We start from the raw sequence: 15,175 nt of genomic DNA, 5'->3' as shown, positions 1-15,175 counted from the left end.
TGAATGAACAAGTTTTTGCAGTCGATACACGACAATCTGCCACAGTGGATGGCTGATTGGTTTGATGTTTTGGTGCCGGCCGCGGAAGTGGCCTTGATCATGATCGGCGCCTTAGCCATCATGAGAATTGCAAAGCTGCTGATCGGTCGGGTAGGTCGTACATACGGCCTACCCGGGAAGGCCGCAGCTCTTACGCAAAGGGTTCTTGGATTCTTTGTCTATGGAGGCGCCATTCTCTGGGCATTGGAGCGCCTGGGGGTCTCTGGCGCGGTACTTTGGTCCGCATTCACTGGATTTGCTGCAGTAGGCGCGGTGGCCTTTTTCGCCGCTTGGAGTGTTCTATCCAACCTATTTTGTGCCATCTTGATCTACACGACGCAGCCATTCCGGGTCGGCGACGTTATCGAAGTGCTGGAGGGCGGTGACAAACCAGGCGTTAAGGGGCGTGTGCTGGACATCAATCTGGTGTACACGACGCTATCCGAGGAGACGGAAGGGGCCGGGACTACACTGCAGCTGCCAAATAGTCTATTTTTCCAGCGTATCGTGCGCAGATGGAATGACGGCTCCTCTTCGTTATTCTAAAATTCTTCCCCTCGATGGGCCTGCTCTGGGCTCACCGCCATTCCCCAGTTCTCCAGCCTTTGAAATCATTACGCGATCGTAATAGACGCGTAATGATTTTGTTCGAAATGCCTTCTTAGAATGTCTTCTTGTCGGTGTGCCGCATCAATGATTCGGTGGATCTGACCATAGGTACTCTTCTTGGAGGTCTCGTGGACGCATTGCTCGCCCTATTTCTTGTCTCGTCAGTCTTATGCTCTACGCCAACCTTGGCGAAGGGCGCACCTCAGCTGGAGAGAAAAAATGCAAGGTCTTGCCAGGATCTGTCTCTCGCCGTTTCGCCCAGCAATCCTAAGAGTAGCTGTCCAACGTCGCGCCTCTGTAGCCGTTAGCGGGCTTTTGTTGCGGATCAGACTTCAGCGTATTGATTGAGCAGAAATTCGAAGGTATGTCCGGGTTGAATTGGCATTTTCTTCGTTAGGAGGCGGGTGATGAACATCAACGGAATGAATGCGCTGTCGAGTGATGGTGGAGAGAAGGACGAGAAGTTTTGGAATAACGCGGTTCGTTTAGTGGAGCAAAGGCTTGGGCTGATTGCATCGAATATCGCCAATGCCGATACACCGAACTACAAAGCCCGGGACATCGATTTATCATCGGCTTTGAAACAGGCGATGACGAATTCAAAGTTGCCTGTCCTGTCAAAAGGGTACGCCACGGTCCCTAGGGATCTACCCGTCGAGGCCTTAGTACTCTACCGTTCTCCGACGCAACCGAGCGCGGATGGTAATACCGTAGATGTCGACCAGGAAAGCGCGGCGTTCTCTCATGAAGCGATTCGTTACCAGTTCTTCTTGGACAAGGCAGTAGGTGAGTACAAGGAGATCGGCGATTTGTACAAAAACATGGTGGGGTAGTGCGAACGTCACAATGGTGTGGCGACTGCTCCCGCCGCTGACGACCGAGTTCCTTTCAGATGACGCAATCCCAACAGACGCACGATGCCATCGTAGGCGTAATGAAGGTCGGCTCGGTGATCATGCTGTTGCTTGTGCTGGCGTTTTATCTTTGGCTTAAGTTCAACGATCGTAAATCCACCAAGAAGAATCTGCAGACCAAAATCGCAACATCGAAGGCCAAGCAAAAGCGTCCACGGTCTCGTCGAACTGGGCGCTGAGCTATCAATTCCAGCCATCTCACACAAGACTGCTAACCAGCGGCTAATAGACGCGAGTTCGAGCCAGTGTGAGATGGCTCATTCAGAGATGCATTCGATTTCCATCGTAAATGGTTTCCCTCGCTGCTAACAGCGTGGCGGACTACTGCGCTTGAGCTTAAAGGGCCATTTGTGCTGACGAAGTTTCGCAAGAAAGGCGCGGTTCAAGAAGGGAGCCAGCCGAGATAAAGCAAATGTTCATACATAAGCGAAAAAGTAATTAAGAAATCATCCTTTATTCATATTTCGTAGATGATTGATTGCCGTTTCGCGCATATGGATGCCTTGCTCACATCCAACCGTCCGTGTCGCATAGGAAATTTGCAATCACGGACGGTACCCGGCTTATTTAGCTGGACGAATTCCCGTCACGACAGGCGCGGCTCCACTCCCCTTCAAGTCGAAGGTGACTTGGTCTCCGACTTTGAGTCCTTGTAGCATTTTCTCATCCGATACTTTGAAGCCCATGGTCATTGCTGGCCAGTTTAGTTCTTTGATGGGTTGATGAGCCAAGGTAACGGTCTTCTGCTTCGGGTCCAGGCTCTTGATGACACCGGTCCCATGAGAAATCATTTCGCCGGCATCAGCTTGGCCCATCTTCATGCCCTGCATGTCTGCGGCAAACACGGGCGGCATACTACCCAGCGATGCAGTAAAAAGCATGGCGTACATAACATTCTTCATGACAACTTCCTTTCACTTTGAGGATAAATTAAGCCGGATTGGCTTTGGGTTGACGACCACGCATCAAGCGATACGCGGCCGGAATGACGAACATCGAAAGCAATGGAGCGGTAATCATGCCGCCGACCATCGGCGCTCCAATCCGGCTCATGACCTCGGAGCCGGTGCCGCTTCCCCACAAAATCGGAATGAGGCCTGCCAGAATGACCGCGACGGTCATGGCCTTTGGGCGGACCCTGAGAACGGCACCTTCGCGGATTGCATCCTCCAGTACCGGGACCGAGATAGCGCCTATCTGTTGTTCACGGACAGAGACCGCCTGTTTCAGGTACAGCAGCATGACTACGCCGAATTCAGCGGACACGCCCGCAAGAGCGATAAATCCGACACCGGTGGCAACCGATAGGTTGTAGCCTTGGGCATAGAGGAACCAAATACCGCCGACCAAAGCAAATGGCAGTGACGCCATGATCAATGCTGCCTCATCGAAGCGCCGGAACGTCAAATAGAGCAGTACGAAGATGATCATCAGCGTTGCCGGCACCACCAGCTTCAAACGTGCATTTGCCCGCTCCAGGTATTCGAATTGCCCCGAGTAGGCAATGCTCAGTCCGGGCGTCAGCTTTACCTTGGAACTGACCGCGGCGCGCAAATCGGCGACCACAGATGACAGATCCCGGTCCCGGACATCGACATAGATCCAGCCGCTGGGCCGAGCATTCTCACTTTTGAGCATGGGTGGGCCATCGCTGATCTTCAGCTTGGCGACGGTTCCCAAGGTGATCTGCTGGCCGCTGGCGGTCAGGATCGGCAGATCGCGCAGTCGCTCCAGCGAGTCGCGAGTCTCTCTTGGATAGCGAACGCTGATCGGATAACGTGCCAGTCCCTCAATCGTCTCGCCGACATTCTCCCCACCGATGGCCGACGAGACGATGCTTTGCACATCAGCGATATTGAGACCGTAGTTGGCGGCGATCAGCCGGTCGATATCGACATCCACGTAACGTCCGCCACTGAGACGTTCGGCGAGTGCGGAGCTGACGCCCGGTACCGCTTTGGCAACTTGTTCAATTTCTTGCGCCGTCTTGTCGATATCGGCCAGGCTGGCGCCAGACACTTTGACGCCAATCGGGCTTTTAATCCCGGTAGCCAGCATGTCCAGCCTGTTACGAATGGGCGGCACCCAGATATTTGACAGGCCAGGCACTTTGACGACCCGGTCAAGCTCATTCACCAACTTCGCCGGCGTCATGCCGGGGCGCCATTGATCACGCGGCTTGAATTGAATGGTCGTTTCGAACATCTCCAGGGGGGCGGGATCGGTCGCACTCTCAGCACGGCCAGCTTTGCCGAAAACACTGGCGACTTCCGGAACCGTCTTGATGAGGCGATCGGTCTGTTGCAGCAGTTCGGCAGCTTTGGATGCAGACAAGCCTGGCAAGGCAGACGGCATATAGAGTAGATCCCCCTCATCCATCTGCGGCAAGAACTCGCCGCCCAAACGGCTGATCGGCCATAAGGTCGTCAACAGCGCAAGCGCCGCAATTGCCAGTGTCGTCCTAGGCCGGCGCAAGACGGCTTCCAGTAACGGCCGATAGCAACGAATCAGCCAGCGATTGAGCGGATTGCTGTTCTCCGAGGGGATCTTCCCGCGGATCATGTAGCCCATCAGGATCGGGATCAGCGTGACGGATAATCCGGCGGCACCGGCCATTGCATAGGTCTTGGTAAATGCCAATGGCCCGAATAAGCGTCCCTCCTGCGCCTCCAGTGTGAATACCGGGATAAACGACAGGGTAATGATCAGCAAGCAGAAAAACAGCGTTGGTCCGACCTCTGCGGCCGCCTCACCGATGACCCTCCAATGAGTTTCCCCCTGCAAAGGTTGCCCTGGATGTCGATGCTTCCACTCTTCGATATGCTTGTGCGCATTCTCGATCATGACAACGGCGGCATCGACCATGGCACCAATTGCAATGGCGATCCCTCCTAGGGACATGATGTTGGCATTGACGCCCTGGTACCGCATGACTATGAAGGCAATCATGATGCCCAGCGGCAGAGAGACGATTGCCACCAGTGCGGAACGCAGATGCCAGAGGAACAGGCCACAAACGACTGCAACGACAATGAACTCCTCAAGCAGCTTGTGCGACAGATTGTCGATGGCGCGATCGATCAATTGGCTGCGGTCGTAGACGGGTACGACCTCAACACCAGCGGGTAGGCTTTTTTTGAGCTCTTCCAGTCGGCTCTTGACGGCCGCAATGGTGTCTCGCGCATTCTTGCCTGAACGCAGGATGATGACGCCGCCCACCGACTCGCCTTCGCCATTGAGTTCCGCAATGCCGCGGCGCATCTCCGGCCCGAATTGGATGGCCGCTACATCGCCCAGTTTGACGGGTACGCCGTTTTTCCCCGTCGCCAAGGGAATGTTGCGGAAGTCCGCCAGCGTCTTCAAATAGCCGGAAGCCCGCACCATGTACTCGGTTTCCGCCATCTCCAGCACCGAGCCACCGGTTTCTTGGTTGGCCTTTTTGATCGCGTCGACGACCTTGTCTTGTGCGATGTTGTAGGCCGCCAGTTTCACCGGGTCGAGCACCACCTGGTATTGCTTGACCATGCCGCCTACCGTTGCGACCTCGGCGACATTGGGCAGGCTCTTGAGCTCATATTTCAGGAACCAGTCTTGCAGACTACGTAACTGGGCCAGGTCGTGTTGCCCGGTCCTGTCAACCAGCGCGTACTCATAGATCCAGCCGACGCCGGTAGCGTCCGGCCCTAGTGATGCTTTGGCCGAAGCTGGGAGGCGCCCCTGCACCTGGTTGAGATATTCCAGTACCCGGGAACGCGCCCAATACATGTCGGTGCCGTCCTCAAACAAGACATAGACGAAGGAGTCCCCGAAGAACGAGTAGCCCCGCACGGTCTTTGCCCCCGGTACCGACAGCATGGTAGTTGCCAGCGGATACGTTACCTGGTTCTCGACGATTTGCGGTGCCTGGCCAGCATAGGTAGTCCGGATGATGACCTGAACATCCGAAAGATCGGGCAACGCGTCCACAGGGGTGGTCTTGAGCGCCCATAACCCCCAGGCTCCCAGAAAAAGCACCCCAAACAAGACCAGGAAGCGGCTGCGAAGCGACCATTTGATGAGTTTTTCGATCATGGCGTGCTCCGATCCAGCTTCACGATCACATAATCGCCATTTCTCTCTTGGAAGCCGAAATGCACGCTATCTCCGGTCTTGAGACCTGCTGCCATCTCAGGCCGGGCCAGCTTGAAGGACATTGTCATGGCTCCCCAACCCAGCGTTGGGACCGGACCATGCGAGAGCGTGATGTCAGGGCCCTGCAGTGATTCGATTTTCCCGGTCGCCTCATTGAGTGACATCTGGGCGCTCTTGGCGTCGGCGTCTGGTGAAGTGTTCAGCCGCGCGAGCACGCCTTTAAGGCTGGCCTCGGAATCGATGAGGAATTGACCGGACGTGACAACTTGTTGGCCTTCAGTGACGCCATCCAGGATGACGCTCTTTCCATCGGATTCTTGGCCAAGCTTCACTTCGACCGGCTGGTAGCGACCATCGCCTGTTGTGACCAGCAGGATATTGCGCGCGCCGGTACGGATAACCGCTTCAGACGGTACCAGTAGGCTTGGTGCTGCCTTGCCGCCTCCTAAGCTGATTTGCGCATACATGCCCGGCTTCAATTTGCCATCGCGATTGGGCAACTCGGCGCGAACCCGGAGGGTACGGCTGTCGGCGTTGCTCTCCGGCAGAACGGCAAGGATCTTGCCTGTGAATTTTTCGCCTGGGTACGCCGCAAAATCCGCTTCCAGCTTACCGCCGACGTTGACTAATGCGGCTTGCGCCTCAGGAATTGCCGCTTCTAGCCACACGGTATCGAGCCCGTTGATCCTGGCCAAAGGTGCTCCAGCCGATACCGTCATTCCACTCCTGATATCCAAGGTCTGAATCAAGCCCGCAATAGGTGCAGCGATGGTCACTACCGTCTGCGGTCGCCCGCTTTTCTCTACACGGCTAATCAGATCACCCGACATCCCGAGCAACTGCAGACGTGTGCGTGCGGCCTGGATCAGCGCCAGGTCCTTCGTACCGAGCACCGCCAAAAATTCCGCTTGGGCGCCAGCCCATTCCGGAATGAGCAAGTCCACCAGGGGCGCGCCGCGTGCAATCACGTCGCCAGGAGCACGTGCGTAGACCCGCTCAACAAAGCCGTTGCTTCGGGCCTGGACAATCGCCACTTGGCGATCATTGAGCTGCACGTTGGCGACAGCGCGCACGGTGCTCGAAAAGCTGCCACGCTCGACCTTGGCGGTGCGCATTCCCAGGTTCTGGCTAATTCCAGAGTCAATCTTGACGCCGGCGCCGTCACCTTGCTCATCCGCATATTTCGCGACCAGTTGCATGTCCATGAACGGCGACTTTCCCGGCTTGTCGAAACGCTGATTCGGCATCATTGGGTCGTACCAATACAAAACCTTACGCTCTACGTGCGTAGCTGCCTTCGCTGGCTCAACCTGCATGGCTTGAGCTCCGGCAGCACGATGTGCCACCCAATAGCCGGCCATACCGCTCCCGGCACCGACAGCCAGGATCAGCATGGCGATCTGATAAGTGACTTTTTTCATTGTTGATCTCCCCCATAGGCGAAATAGAGTTGGGCGGCTACTGCGGATCTTTGCGCCTCCAAATCGATGATTTTCAGGCGCTGGTCGACGACTTCCCGGCGTGCCGCCAGGACTGTCGCCAAGTCACTTTTGCCCGCACGATAGCTGGCGTATTGAAGATCGGTTTTTTGCTGTGCCAAGGGCAAAACCGTCTGGTTGGCACGCTCAAGCTGGCGGGTCAAGGACTGGTAGTCGGCCAGATCGCTTTCGAGCTCGTTGGTGTGATCTCGCAGCATGGCCTCACGATCCGCATCAATGCGATATAGCTCCTGCTGTTTTGCCGCGATGAGGGGATCCTGCCTTGTTGCGGGGGAAACCGGAATCTCGAACGTGAACTGAACCGACACCATGTTGCCAAAGCGCGGGTCACGCCGCTGATAGGCCAGCTCGACACCCCAATCCGACTTCTTCATCGCCTGCGCTTGGCGCAATTCAGCTTCCGCCTTGTGGCTCTCGGCAGAAAAGGCTTCCAATTCCGGATGCTTGTGCAAGTGATTGCGTAAATGGTCAGCATCGATACGCAAGTCAGGCAAAGCATCCACCAACGGTTCATCGGCTTCACCACCCACATAGCGGCGGAGGCCGGACTTGGCCTTGATCAAGTCGCGGATCAGTTCATCACGACGGTCAGCCAATTGAGCCGCTTCCTGCTTCGGCATCACACTATCGGCTACCTGAGTACGGCCAGACGCGATCTGTGCGCGCACGGCATCTGCCAAAAGCAAATTCTCTTTGTCCAAATCATCGAACAGCGAGATCTTGCGTTCCAGGAAATAGCGGTTGAGCCAAGCCAAGGCCGTGGCTCTGCGCAGCTTGAGGCGCTCCACTTGCCGCTGTGCTTGCGCAGTTTCGATCGAAGCTTCGGCTACGGCAACGCGGGCCTGGCGCTTGGCCGCATTGGGAAAATCCTGCATGACGCCGATTTTCTGCATCGTCATAGAGTCGGCATTGAGTCGGCCTCGATCCGGCCCGGAGACGGGATAGTTGTCGATACCGGCAAAGATCTTGGGGTCAGGTAAAGCACCTGCAGGTATCGCCGATGATTGGGCTGCCGCAATTTGGGCCCTGTTGGAGGCCAGGTTGGGAGACTGGCGCTCGGCGATATCGAGCGCAGCGTTAAAAGATAAGGGAGCCGCGTGGGCAAGGCCGGACATCCCCGCTAGCAAAGCAAGCAGGGCCCCGGATATCCTGTGAAAGGACATGATTGTTCACTCCATAGCGTGACTGCGCGAAAAAGCGCGCGAAAGACCACTTGGCGCTCAAGCCAAGCGTGTCAAGAAATCAGCAACGATCAGAGTGAACGAGGGGGACGCCACAATCCGGACGGATCGTGGGAAGGAAGAAACGATTCGGGCAACAGGGAGACCGTTGCGATCAAGGGAAGAACGTGCAGATTAACGTCCGCTGAAGGTGTGGTCGACGGAAACACTTGGCAAATCTTGCAGGCGTCTCCCATCTTGCATGGCGCCGTCGATTTTGATGACTTGTCCCCACTTGACATGCTCATGACGCAAGTTTCGTCCGAGCTGTTTGCGGAGACCGACATCTCCATGGCAGGAGTGACACTACGCATCATTTCGACCATGCGCACAGCCGCCAATCCCTCAAGGGGAATGGCAATGGCTAGCAACACTATCAGAAATGTACGAAGCATTTTCATCGCACAAATTATAGATCATGTCTCGATGAGCTGGGTTTAAATAGATTTCTGGTTCATTCGCTTGCTCAGTTCTAATGCGCTTTCTCGGCGTTCGCTGTATCGGTCGGTCAGGAACGGCGAGACATCACGCGTTAGCAGCGTGAATTTGAACAGTTCTTCCATCACATCGACCACCCGCTCGTAGTAAGGCGATGGCTTCATCCTGCCAGCGTCGTCAAATTCTAGGTACGCTTTGGCCACCGAGGATTGATTGGGAATGGTCAGCATCCGCATCCAGCGCCCCAAAATCCGCATTTGATTCACAGCATTGAAGGACTGCGATCCACCGGACACTTCCATGACGGCCAAGGTCTTGCCTTGTGAAGGACGGATAGCCCCCTGTGTCAACGGAATCCAGTCAATCTGGGCCTTCATGATGCCGGTCATAGCGCCGTGGCGCTCTGGCGAACACCAAACCATACCTTCGGACCAGTTCGCCAGCTCGCGTAGTTCCGCGACCTTAGGATGTGTCTCCGGTTCGCTATCCGGCAGCGGCAAGCCGCGGGGATCAAAGATTTTGACCTCGCCGCCCATCGCTTCCAGCAGCCGTGCCGCTTCCATGGTCAATAACCTGCTGTAAGAACGTTCACGAACAGATCCGTACAGCAGGAGAAAGCGCGGACGGTGGGTCGATGCGCCAATTTTCGAGAAGTCACCGATCGCCGGCACCTTGAACTGGCCGGGATCGACGTTAGGCAGATCAGTTACCTGGTGCGACACGTTGGCCCTCCGCATTGATCACGACTTCGCCATCTTCCTTGGTGAAAGCGCCTTGCTGCGGGTTCGGGAGGATGTCCAATACCAACTCGGACGGACGGCACAGCCTGGTCCCCTTGGTCGTCACGACGAATGGCCTGTTGATCAGGATGGGATTGGCCAGCATTGCATCCAGTAGTTGATCGTCGGTCAAGGTAATGTCATCCAGACCCAGCTCAGCATAAGGCGTGCCTTTCTGGCGGATGGCTTCACGAACCGTCAGGCCGGCATCCTGAATCATCTTGACCAGCTGCTCGCGGCTGGGCGGATGCTGCAGGTATTCAATCACGGTCGGCTCTTCGCCGCTGTTGCGGATCATGGCCAGGGTGTTGCGGGAGGTCCCGCATGCGGGGTTGTGATAGATGATCGTCATGGTGAGGTCCTATTGTGAAATCGGCTCTGATTGCGGGCGAATCGCCGCCGTAGCGAAAAAGAAGAGAATTGCTCCCGTCGCCGCTATGGCAACCAGGGCAGCTATGGCACCGGGATAGCCGCCTCCGACGCTATAGAGGAGCGATGCAACGAACGGACCGGCTGCGAAAGCGATCGTGACCGGAGTTGCCATCGCGCCGCTGATGGCGCCGTAGGCCTCACGGCCATACAACTCGGCTGGCAGCGTCCCGCGAACGATGGTCATGACGCCGTTGCCCATGCCGTACAGGATGGCAAACAGTCCGTAGAGCACCAGCCAGTCAGCTGGGGCATAGAGCAGAAGCAAAGCGACTGGCAGCAAGGAAATGGCAAACTGGCCCGTCTGCCTGGTGCTGGCCTTCTTCCCGATCGTGGTCTCCAGGATTCGGCCCAACACCTGCATGGGGCCAATCATCGCTCCGATTGCGGCAGCATAGTACGGTGTCATTCCGCGATCATGCAAAATCGACATCAAGTGCAACGACATTGCCGAGAACACCAGGGCGTTCAAGGTCACGGCCGTCGTCACTGCATAAAAACTCGGTTGCCGTAGCACCGCCTTCAGGTCCCAATCCTTATTGGCGGCGGCCTTAGTCTTCTGAATAGACCTGGCTGCTGGAAGCAGCATATGAACCGGCAGGCAGATCACCAGGTTGGCCACCGCGTAAATCTGCCACGTCGTCCGCCAGCCGTACTGCTCCAGCAACCATTGGGTCAGCGGCCAGGCGACGGTACTGGCAAAGCCGCCGAACAGCGTCAACATCGTGATGGCGCGGCGGAAATCTGCCTGGAAGACCTGCGTCAACACGGCGAACGCCGGCTGGTATAGCGTCGCGCTCATGGCCAGTCCGATTACCGCCCAGATGAGGTAAAGCCCCAGCGCATCGTGAACGAACGACATGGCCGCCAGCATCAAGGCGGCCAATACGGTTCCGGCGCCCATCAGCAATCGGCCACCGATGCGGTCAATGATGCTGCCGGCCAGCGTCGACATCAGCCCCGAAATGAGCAGCGCAAGGGAATAAGCTCCGACCACGACTGGCTTGGAGAGCTGCAGCTCCGTCTGCATCGGCTGCATCAAGATCCCGTAGGCATAGAACATCGAGCCCCAGCCGACAATCTGGGTCAGCCCAAGCGAAGGGATCAGCCAGGTCGATTTGCGGGCCTCCACTTCAGCTCCCCAACCTCAGTGCCAAGGCGGACAGCGTCATCAGCAGGACGGGCAGCGTCAGCATCGCGCCCACCCGGAAGTAATAGCCCCATGAGATGTGGATGCTCTTCTTGTCCAGCACATGCAGCCAGAGCAAGGTCGCCAGGCTACCGATGGGGGTGATCTTGGGGCCAAGGTCGCTGCCAATGACATTGGCGTAGACCATTGCTTCCTTCACCACGCCTTGGGCTGTGGTGGCGTCAATCGACAGTGCGCCCACCAGTACCGTCGGCATGTTGTTCATGATCGACGACAGGAAAGCCGTCAAGAAGCCGGTACCGAGGGCAGCGCCCCAGACGCCGTGCTCTGCAAAGCCGTTCAGCACGCTTGTCAGGTAGTCCGTCAGGCCCGCATTGCGCAGCCCATACACCACCAGGTACATCCCCAGCGAGAAGAACACGACCTGCCAGGGCGCGCCCTTGATGACCTCGCGTGTGGAAATGACACGGCCTTTGCCTGCAACTGCCAGAAGGATCAGTGCGCCGACCGCCGCCACGGCGCTGATGGGCACACCGAGGCCTTCCAGCCAGAAGAAGCCCACCAGCAGCAGCGCAAGCACCCACCAGCCGGCAACGAACGTTGCTCGATCATGGACGGCAGAGACGGGATCCGGAACCTGGGTCAGGTCATAGTTTGCGGGGATATCGCGACGGAAGTATAGGAGGAGCACAATGAGCGTCGCCACGACTGACACGATGTCGACGGGGATCATGACCGAGGCATATTCCGCAAAGCCGATCTTGAAGAAGTCCGCCGAGACAATATTCACCAGGTTGGACACCACCAGCGGCAGGCTGGCTGTGTCGGCGATGAAGCCGGCTGCCATGACAAAGGCCAGCGTCGCCTGGGGCGAGAATCGCAGCGCCAGCAGCATGGCGATGACGATCGGCGTCAGGATCAGCGCGGCGCCATCGTTGGCGAACAGGGCGGATACGGCTGCGCCCAACAGGATCAGCAGTACGAACAGCATGCGGCCGCGACCACCACCCCACCGGGCTACGTGCAAAGCTGCCCACTCGAAGAAGCCGGCCTTGTCCAGTAGCAGGCTGATGATAATGATGGCGATGAAGGTACCCGTGGCGTTCCAGACGATGTGCCAGACAACCGGGATGTCCGAAAGATGAATGACGCCGGCAGCCAAAGCCACGGCCGCGCCAGCGCACGCGCTCCAGCCAATGCCGAGCCCCTTGGGCTGCCAAATGACAAAAATCAGGGTGAGCAGGAAGATGACAAAAGCGGCCAGCACTTTCTTTCCTTGGTCAGAGAAGAGGAGTCAGGGAGGCAGGAGCCCAATGGCTCCTGCCGTAAGGTTTAAACCGGGGTGGCGCCGATAGCGTCCATCTCTCGCTTGATCGAGGTCTTTTCAAGCGTGTGGAACGGCAGGCTGGCAAAGATGTTCACGCGGGTCATGATCTGACGCGCAACCTTCGAGAATACGGCGCGCTTTTGCTCGTCGGTACCGGTAGCAGCCGCAGGATCTTCGAATCCCCAGTGGGCCGAGATCGGTTGTCCAGGCCAGATCGGGCATACCTCGCCGGCGGCGTTGTCGCAAACCGTGATGATGAAGTCCATCTTGGGGGCATCCGGTGCCGCGAACTCATCCCAGCTCTTGCTGCGCAGATCATTCAGCGGATAGCCAGTCGCGTGGATCTGCTCCAGCGCCAGCGGATTGACGGCGCCGGCTGGATGACTGCCTGCGCTGTAGGCGTTGAAACGGCCTTTGCCCATGGTGTTGAGCAGTGCTTCGGCCATGATGCTGCGAGCCGAATTACCGGTGCAGAGGAAAAGAACGTTGTAGGTCTTCTGTTGGCTAGTGGACATGGTGACTCCTTGGCGTGAAGGCCTGGCGGTTCCAGGCATTGATTATTCGGCAGTAGCGGCTGGCTCGCAGCATGCACTCACAGGCGAGCACACATTGCCACCGCAGCAGTTCTCGGTGAGAAACCCCAGAACATCGTTCATGGCGGTGTAGTTGGCGGCATAGATGACGAAGCGCCCCTCCTGGTGCGAAGTCACCAGACCGGCATGCGACAGCTCTTTCATGTGAAAAGACAGAGACGAAGGGGCAATGTCCAGCGCTTCCCCAATCTTGCTGGCGGCGCTGCCTTCTGGCCCTACTTGTACCAAGTGACGGAAGATGGCCAGGCGTGACTCCTGAGCCAGGGCAGCCAGTGCGGCAATAACGGTCTTGGTTTCCATAGCAGCTCCAATCAATCCAATGATTCAATTATTATTGAATTATAAAATTGAAGCAAGAGGCAACTGCTATCTGTCGTTTTGTGGCAAAGGTGGCGATGAAATATAAAGTGCCTACTGGCGATCTTGCGAAACCAATTTCAACCCGACGATGCCGGCCAAAATCAGTCCAAAACACAAAATCCGCACTAGCCCCTTCTCTTCACCCAGCATCGTCATACCGTAGATTGCCGTACCAATAGCTCCTATCCCGACCCAAACGGCATAGGCGGTGCCAACTGGAATAGTTCGTGTCGCTAACGAGAGCAGATACATACTCAAAGCGATGAAGGCAAAACAAAAGAGGCTAGGCCCCAATTTGGTGAAACCATTGGTGCGCGGCATCGCGGCGGCATAAAAAATCTCACATAGGCCTGCGAGCAACAAGAATAACCACCCCATCAAACGACCCTTCTAGAAGAGAAATCACAGTGAGAAATGAAATAAAGTCGCGGCCCTATATAGCTGGGAAAAATGAGCCAAGGTGCGGCAGAGCCTACGATTGATGCTCTTCGTCCGGGCGAATTAGGGCGAGTAATCTGGGAAGTCTTTTGGCCACAGCTTTTTGCGCATCGCTCTCGATCTCCCGATAGATAGTCAGAACCTGTTCGCCCATCAACGCCAGTTTGGCTAAGGACCATAAGGCACTGAGCTAGTTAGCTGGCTGCTCGAGAGGGGGCTCTCGAAATGCATAGCAATTTGCACGAGCGTCGTTCAGTGCATGATGTTCCGGCAATTTGTTTTTCTTGTGGTATTCGTATCTCAGGAGCTCGTTGATGCGGTCTGCCACGAGCCGACGCTTGCACCAAGGGGGAACCCTACCATCCAACGCGTCATAAAATAGATCCCAGTCTGTCTGGTAGTCGTAGCAAATGAAGACGTCTTCGTTAGTGGGCCGAACGATACGAAGCCATTGCGTTATCTTCCCGTACAAATCTTTTATTGCCACTTCCGTATGCGGGGCGTACCCCAGCAAAGGAAGCACAGCCTCCTTCACAAAAGCGCTGCACGCCTTGATGTCATAGGGCAGTTCGGCATAAAACTCTTCGCCGCTCTCGGCTACGAGACCGATGCTGATAAGCTGCGGATCGAGAAAATCGGTGAATTCGGTATCGATGAACACATTGAACGCCATAGCAAAGTCCTAGCTTACAAAACCGGAACGTTGGGAACGCCGAGATGGGCGCTTCCCAGGATCCAGGGCATCAATTTGGCGACATTTACGGCATCGTCGAGTCCTCGGTGATGTTGCCCCTCCATTTCGATCTTGGCGAGCGCGCAGGCCTTTGCCATGCCCACCTCTTTCCCAATGCGCTGAGCCTTGGCAAACAATCTCTTGGCATTTTGGTGCGGCATGGTCAGCGGTGAGACAATACCATGCCGCTCCGAGTCCCTCTGCATCTGCTTGAAGTCGTAAGCTCCCCAGCTAATCCAGACCGTATCTCTCGATACAGCCTCGCTGACAAAGGTCTGAAGCGCCTGCGCTGCAACAGGAAACAGCGGTGCCTGATCAATCTCGTCTTGGGTGATGCCGATCAATTGCTTGCAAAATGGGGTAAGTACCGGCCGCACCAGCGGCTTCACCAGATGCTGAAATCGCTCAAGTACCACGCCACCTTCGGTGACCCAGCAAGCACCGATTTCAATGATTTCCATCTCTTCCGGTGGGATGCTGCCGTCGTCCGAACAGGTCGCTTCGAGGTCGACAACT

At 56.5% G+C, this 15,175-nt stretch carries 16 protein-coding genes; 3 read left to right on the top strand and 13 right to left on the bottom strand.

The window, feature by feature from the left end:
• The first annotated feature begins 3 nt into the window (after positions 1-3).
• The 3 genes from ACLRDN_RS26650 (at position 4) to ACLRDN_RS26640 (ending at position 1,741) form a co-directional block, all read left to right on the top strand.
• Positions 4-585, top strand: coding sequence for a mechanosensitive ion channel family protein (locus ACLRDN_RS26650; RefSeq protein WP_174616923.1), 582 nt, complete (start codon positions 4-6; stop codon positions 583-585).
• A 470-nt stretch (positions 586-1,055) separates the two neighbouring features.
• Positions 1,056-1,481: a flagellar basal body rod protein FlgB gene (flgB, locus tag ACLRDN_RS26645; protein ID WP_077238417.1), complete on the top strand. Its 426-nt coding sequence runs from the start codon at positions 1,056-1,058 to the stop codon at positions 1,479-1,481.
• Between the two features lie 59 nt (positions 1,482-1,540).
• Positions 1,541-1,741: a hypothetical protein gene (locus ACLRDN_RS26640; protein ID WP_061286714.1), complete on the top strand. Its 201-nt coding sequence runs from the start codon at positions 1,541-1,543 to the stop codon at positions 1,739-1,741.
• 384 nt (positions 1,742-2,125) lie between these two features.
• On the opposite strand, the gene ACLRDN_RS26635 is transcribed toward ACLRDN_RS26640, so the two are convergent.
• The 13 genes from ACLRDN_RS26635 to ACLRDN_RS26575 all read right to left on the bottom strand — a co-directional run bounded on the left by ACLRDN_RS26635 (position 2,126) and on the right by ACLRDN_RS26575 (position 15,120).
• Entirely contained in the window at positions 2,126-2,464 is a 339-nt protein-coding gene (locus ACLRDN_RS26635) for a copper-binding protein (protein ID WP_077238416.1), read from the bottom strand.
• A gap of 28 nt (positions 2,465-2,492) precedes the next feature.
• Positions 2,493-5,633 carry an efflux RND transporter permease subunit gene (locus ACLRDN_RS26630; RefSeq protein WP_413460491.1) on the bottom strand — a complete coding sequence of 1,047 codons (3,141 nt, stop codon included), beginning with the start codon at positions 5,631-5,633 and terminating at the stop codon, positions 2,493-2,495.
• Complete coding sequence (locus ACLRDN_RS26625; protein ID WP_413460490.1) at positions 5,630-7,114, bottom strand: efflux RND transporter periplasmic adaptor subunit; 1,485 nt, start codon at positions 7,112-7,114, stop codon at positions 5,630-5,632. Before ACLRDN_RS26625 ends, ACLRDN_RS26630 begins: the two co-directional genes overlap by 4 nt.
• A complete protein-coding gene (locus ACLRDN_RS26620; RefSeq protein WP_413460489.1) occupies positions 7,111-8,355 on the bottom strand; it encodes a TolC family protein in 1,245 nt (414 codons plus the stop codon). Before ACLRDN_RS26620 ends, ACLRDN_RS26625 begins: the two co-directional genes overlap by 4 nt.
• A gap of 494 nt (positions 8,356-8,849) precedes the next feature.
• A complete protein-coding gene (arsH, locus tag ACLRDN_RS26615; RefSeq protein WP_154134776.1) occupies positions 8,850-9,587 on the bottom strand; it encodes an arsenical resistance protein ArsH in 738 nt (245 codons plus the stop codon).
• Positions 9,553-9,981: an arsenate reductase (glutaredoxin) gene (gene arsC / locus ACLRDN_RS26610; RefSeq protein ID WP_050470556.1), complete on the bottom strand. Its 429-nt coding sequence runs from the start codon at positions 9,979-9,981 to the stop codon at positions 9,553-9,555. Before arsC ends, arsH begins: the two co-directional genes overlap by 35 nt.
• A gap of 9 nt (positions 9,982-9,990) precedes the next feature.
• A complete protein-coding gene (locus tag ACLRDN_RS26605; protein ID WP_088749738.1) occupies positions 9,991-11,190 on the bottom strand; it encodes an MFS transporter in 1,200 nt (399 codons plus the stop codon).
• Position 11,191: 1 nt separating this feature from the next.
• Positions 11,192-12,475 carry an arsenic transporter gene (locus ACLRDN_RS26600; RefSeq protein WP_284079410.1) on the bottom strand — a complete coding sequence of 428 codons (1,284 nt, stop codon included), beginning with the start codon at positions 12,473-12,475 and terminating at the stop codon, positions 11,192-11,194.
• Between the two features lie 65 nt (positions 12,476-12,540).
• Complete coding sequence (locus ACLRDN_RS26595) at positions 12,541-13,050, bottom strand: arsenate reductase ArsC (protein WP_008328786.1); 510 nt, start codon at positions 13,048-13,050, stop codon at positions 12,541-12,543.
• Positions 13,051-13,092: 42 nt separating this feature from the next.
• A complete protein-coding gene (locus tag ACLRDN_RS26590) occupies positions 13,093-13,428 on the bottom strand; it encodes an ArsR/SmtB family transcription factor (RefSeq protein WP_413460488.1) in 336 nt (111 codons plus the stop codon).
• 111 nt (positions 13,429-13,539) lie between these two features.
• A complete protein-coding gene (locus tag ACLRDN_RS26585) occupies positions 13,540-13,866 on the bottom strand; it encodes a DMT family transporter (protein ID WP_413460487.1) in 327 nt (108 codons plus the stop codon).
• A gap of 250 nt (positions 13,867-14,116) precedes the next feature.
• Positions 14,117-14,599, bottom strand: a complete 483-nt coding sequence (locus ACLRDN_RS26580) for a hypothetical protein (protein ID WP_413460486.1) — start codon at positions 14,597-14,599, stop codon at positions 14,117-14,119.
• 14 nt (positions 14,600-14,613) lie between these two features.
• Entirely contained in the window at positions 14,614-15,120 is a 507-nt protein-coding gene (locus ACLRDN_RS26575; protein ID WP_413460485.1) for an exonuclease domain-containing protein, read from the bottom strand.
• Positions 15,121-15,175 lie beyond the last annotated feature (55 nt).

The organism is Herbaspirillum huttiense (genome assembly GCF_047300815.1).
GTDB classification, from domain to species: domain Bacteria; phylum Pseudomonadota; class Gammaproteobacteria; order Burkholderiales; family Burkholderiaceae_D; genus Herbaspirillum; species Herbaspirillum huttiense_A.
This window is presented reverse-complemented; position numbering and strand designations above follow the sequence as displayed.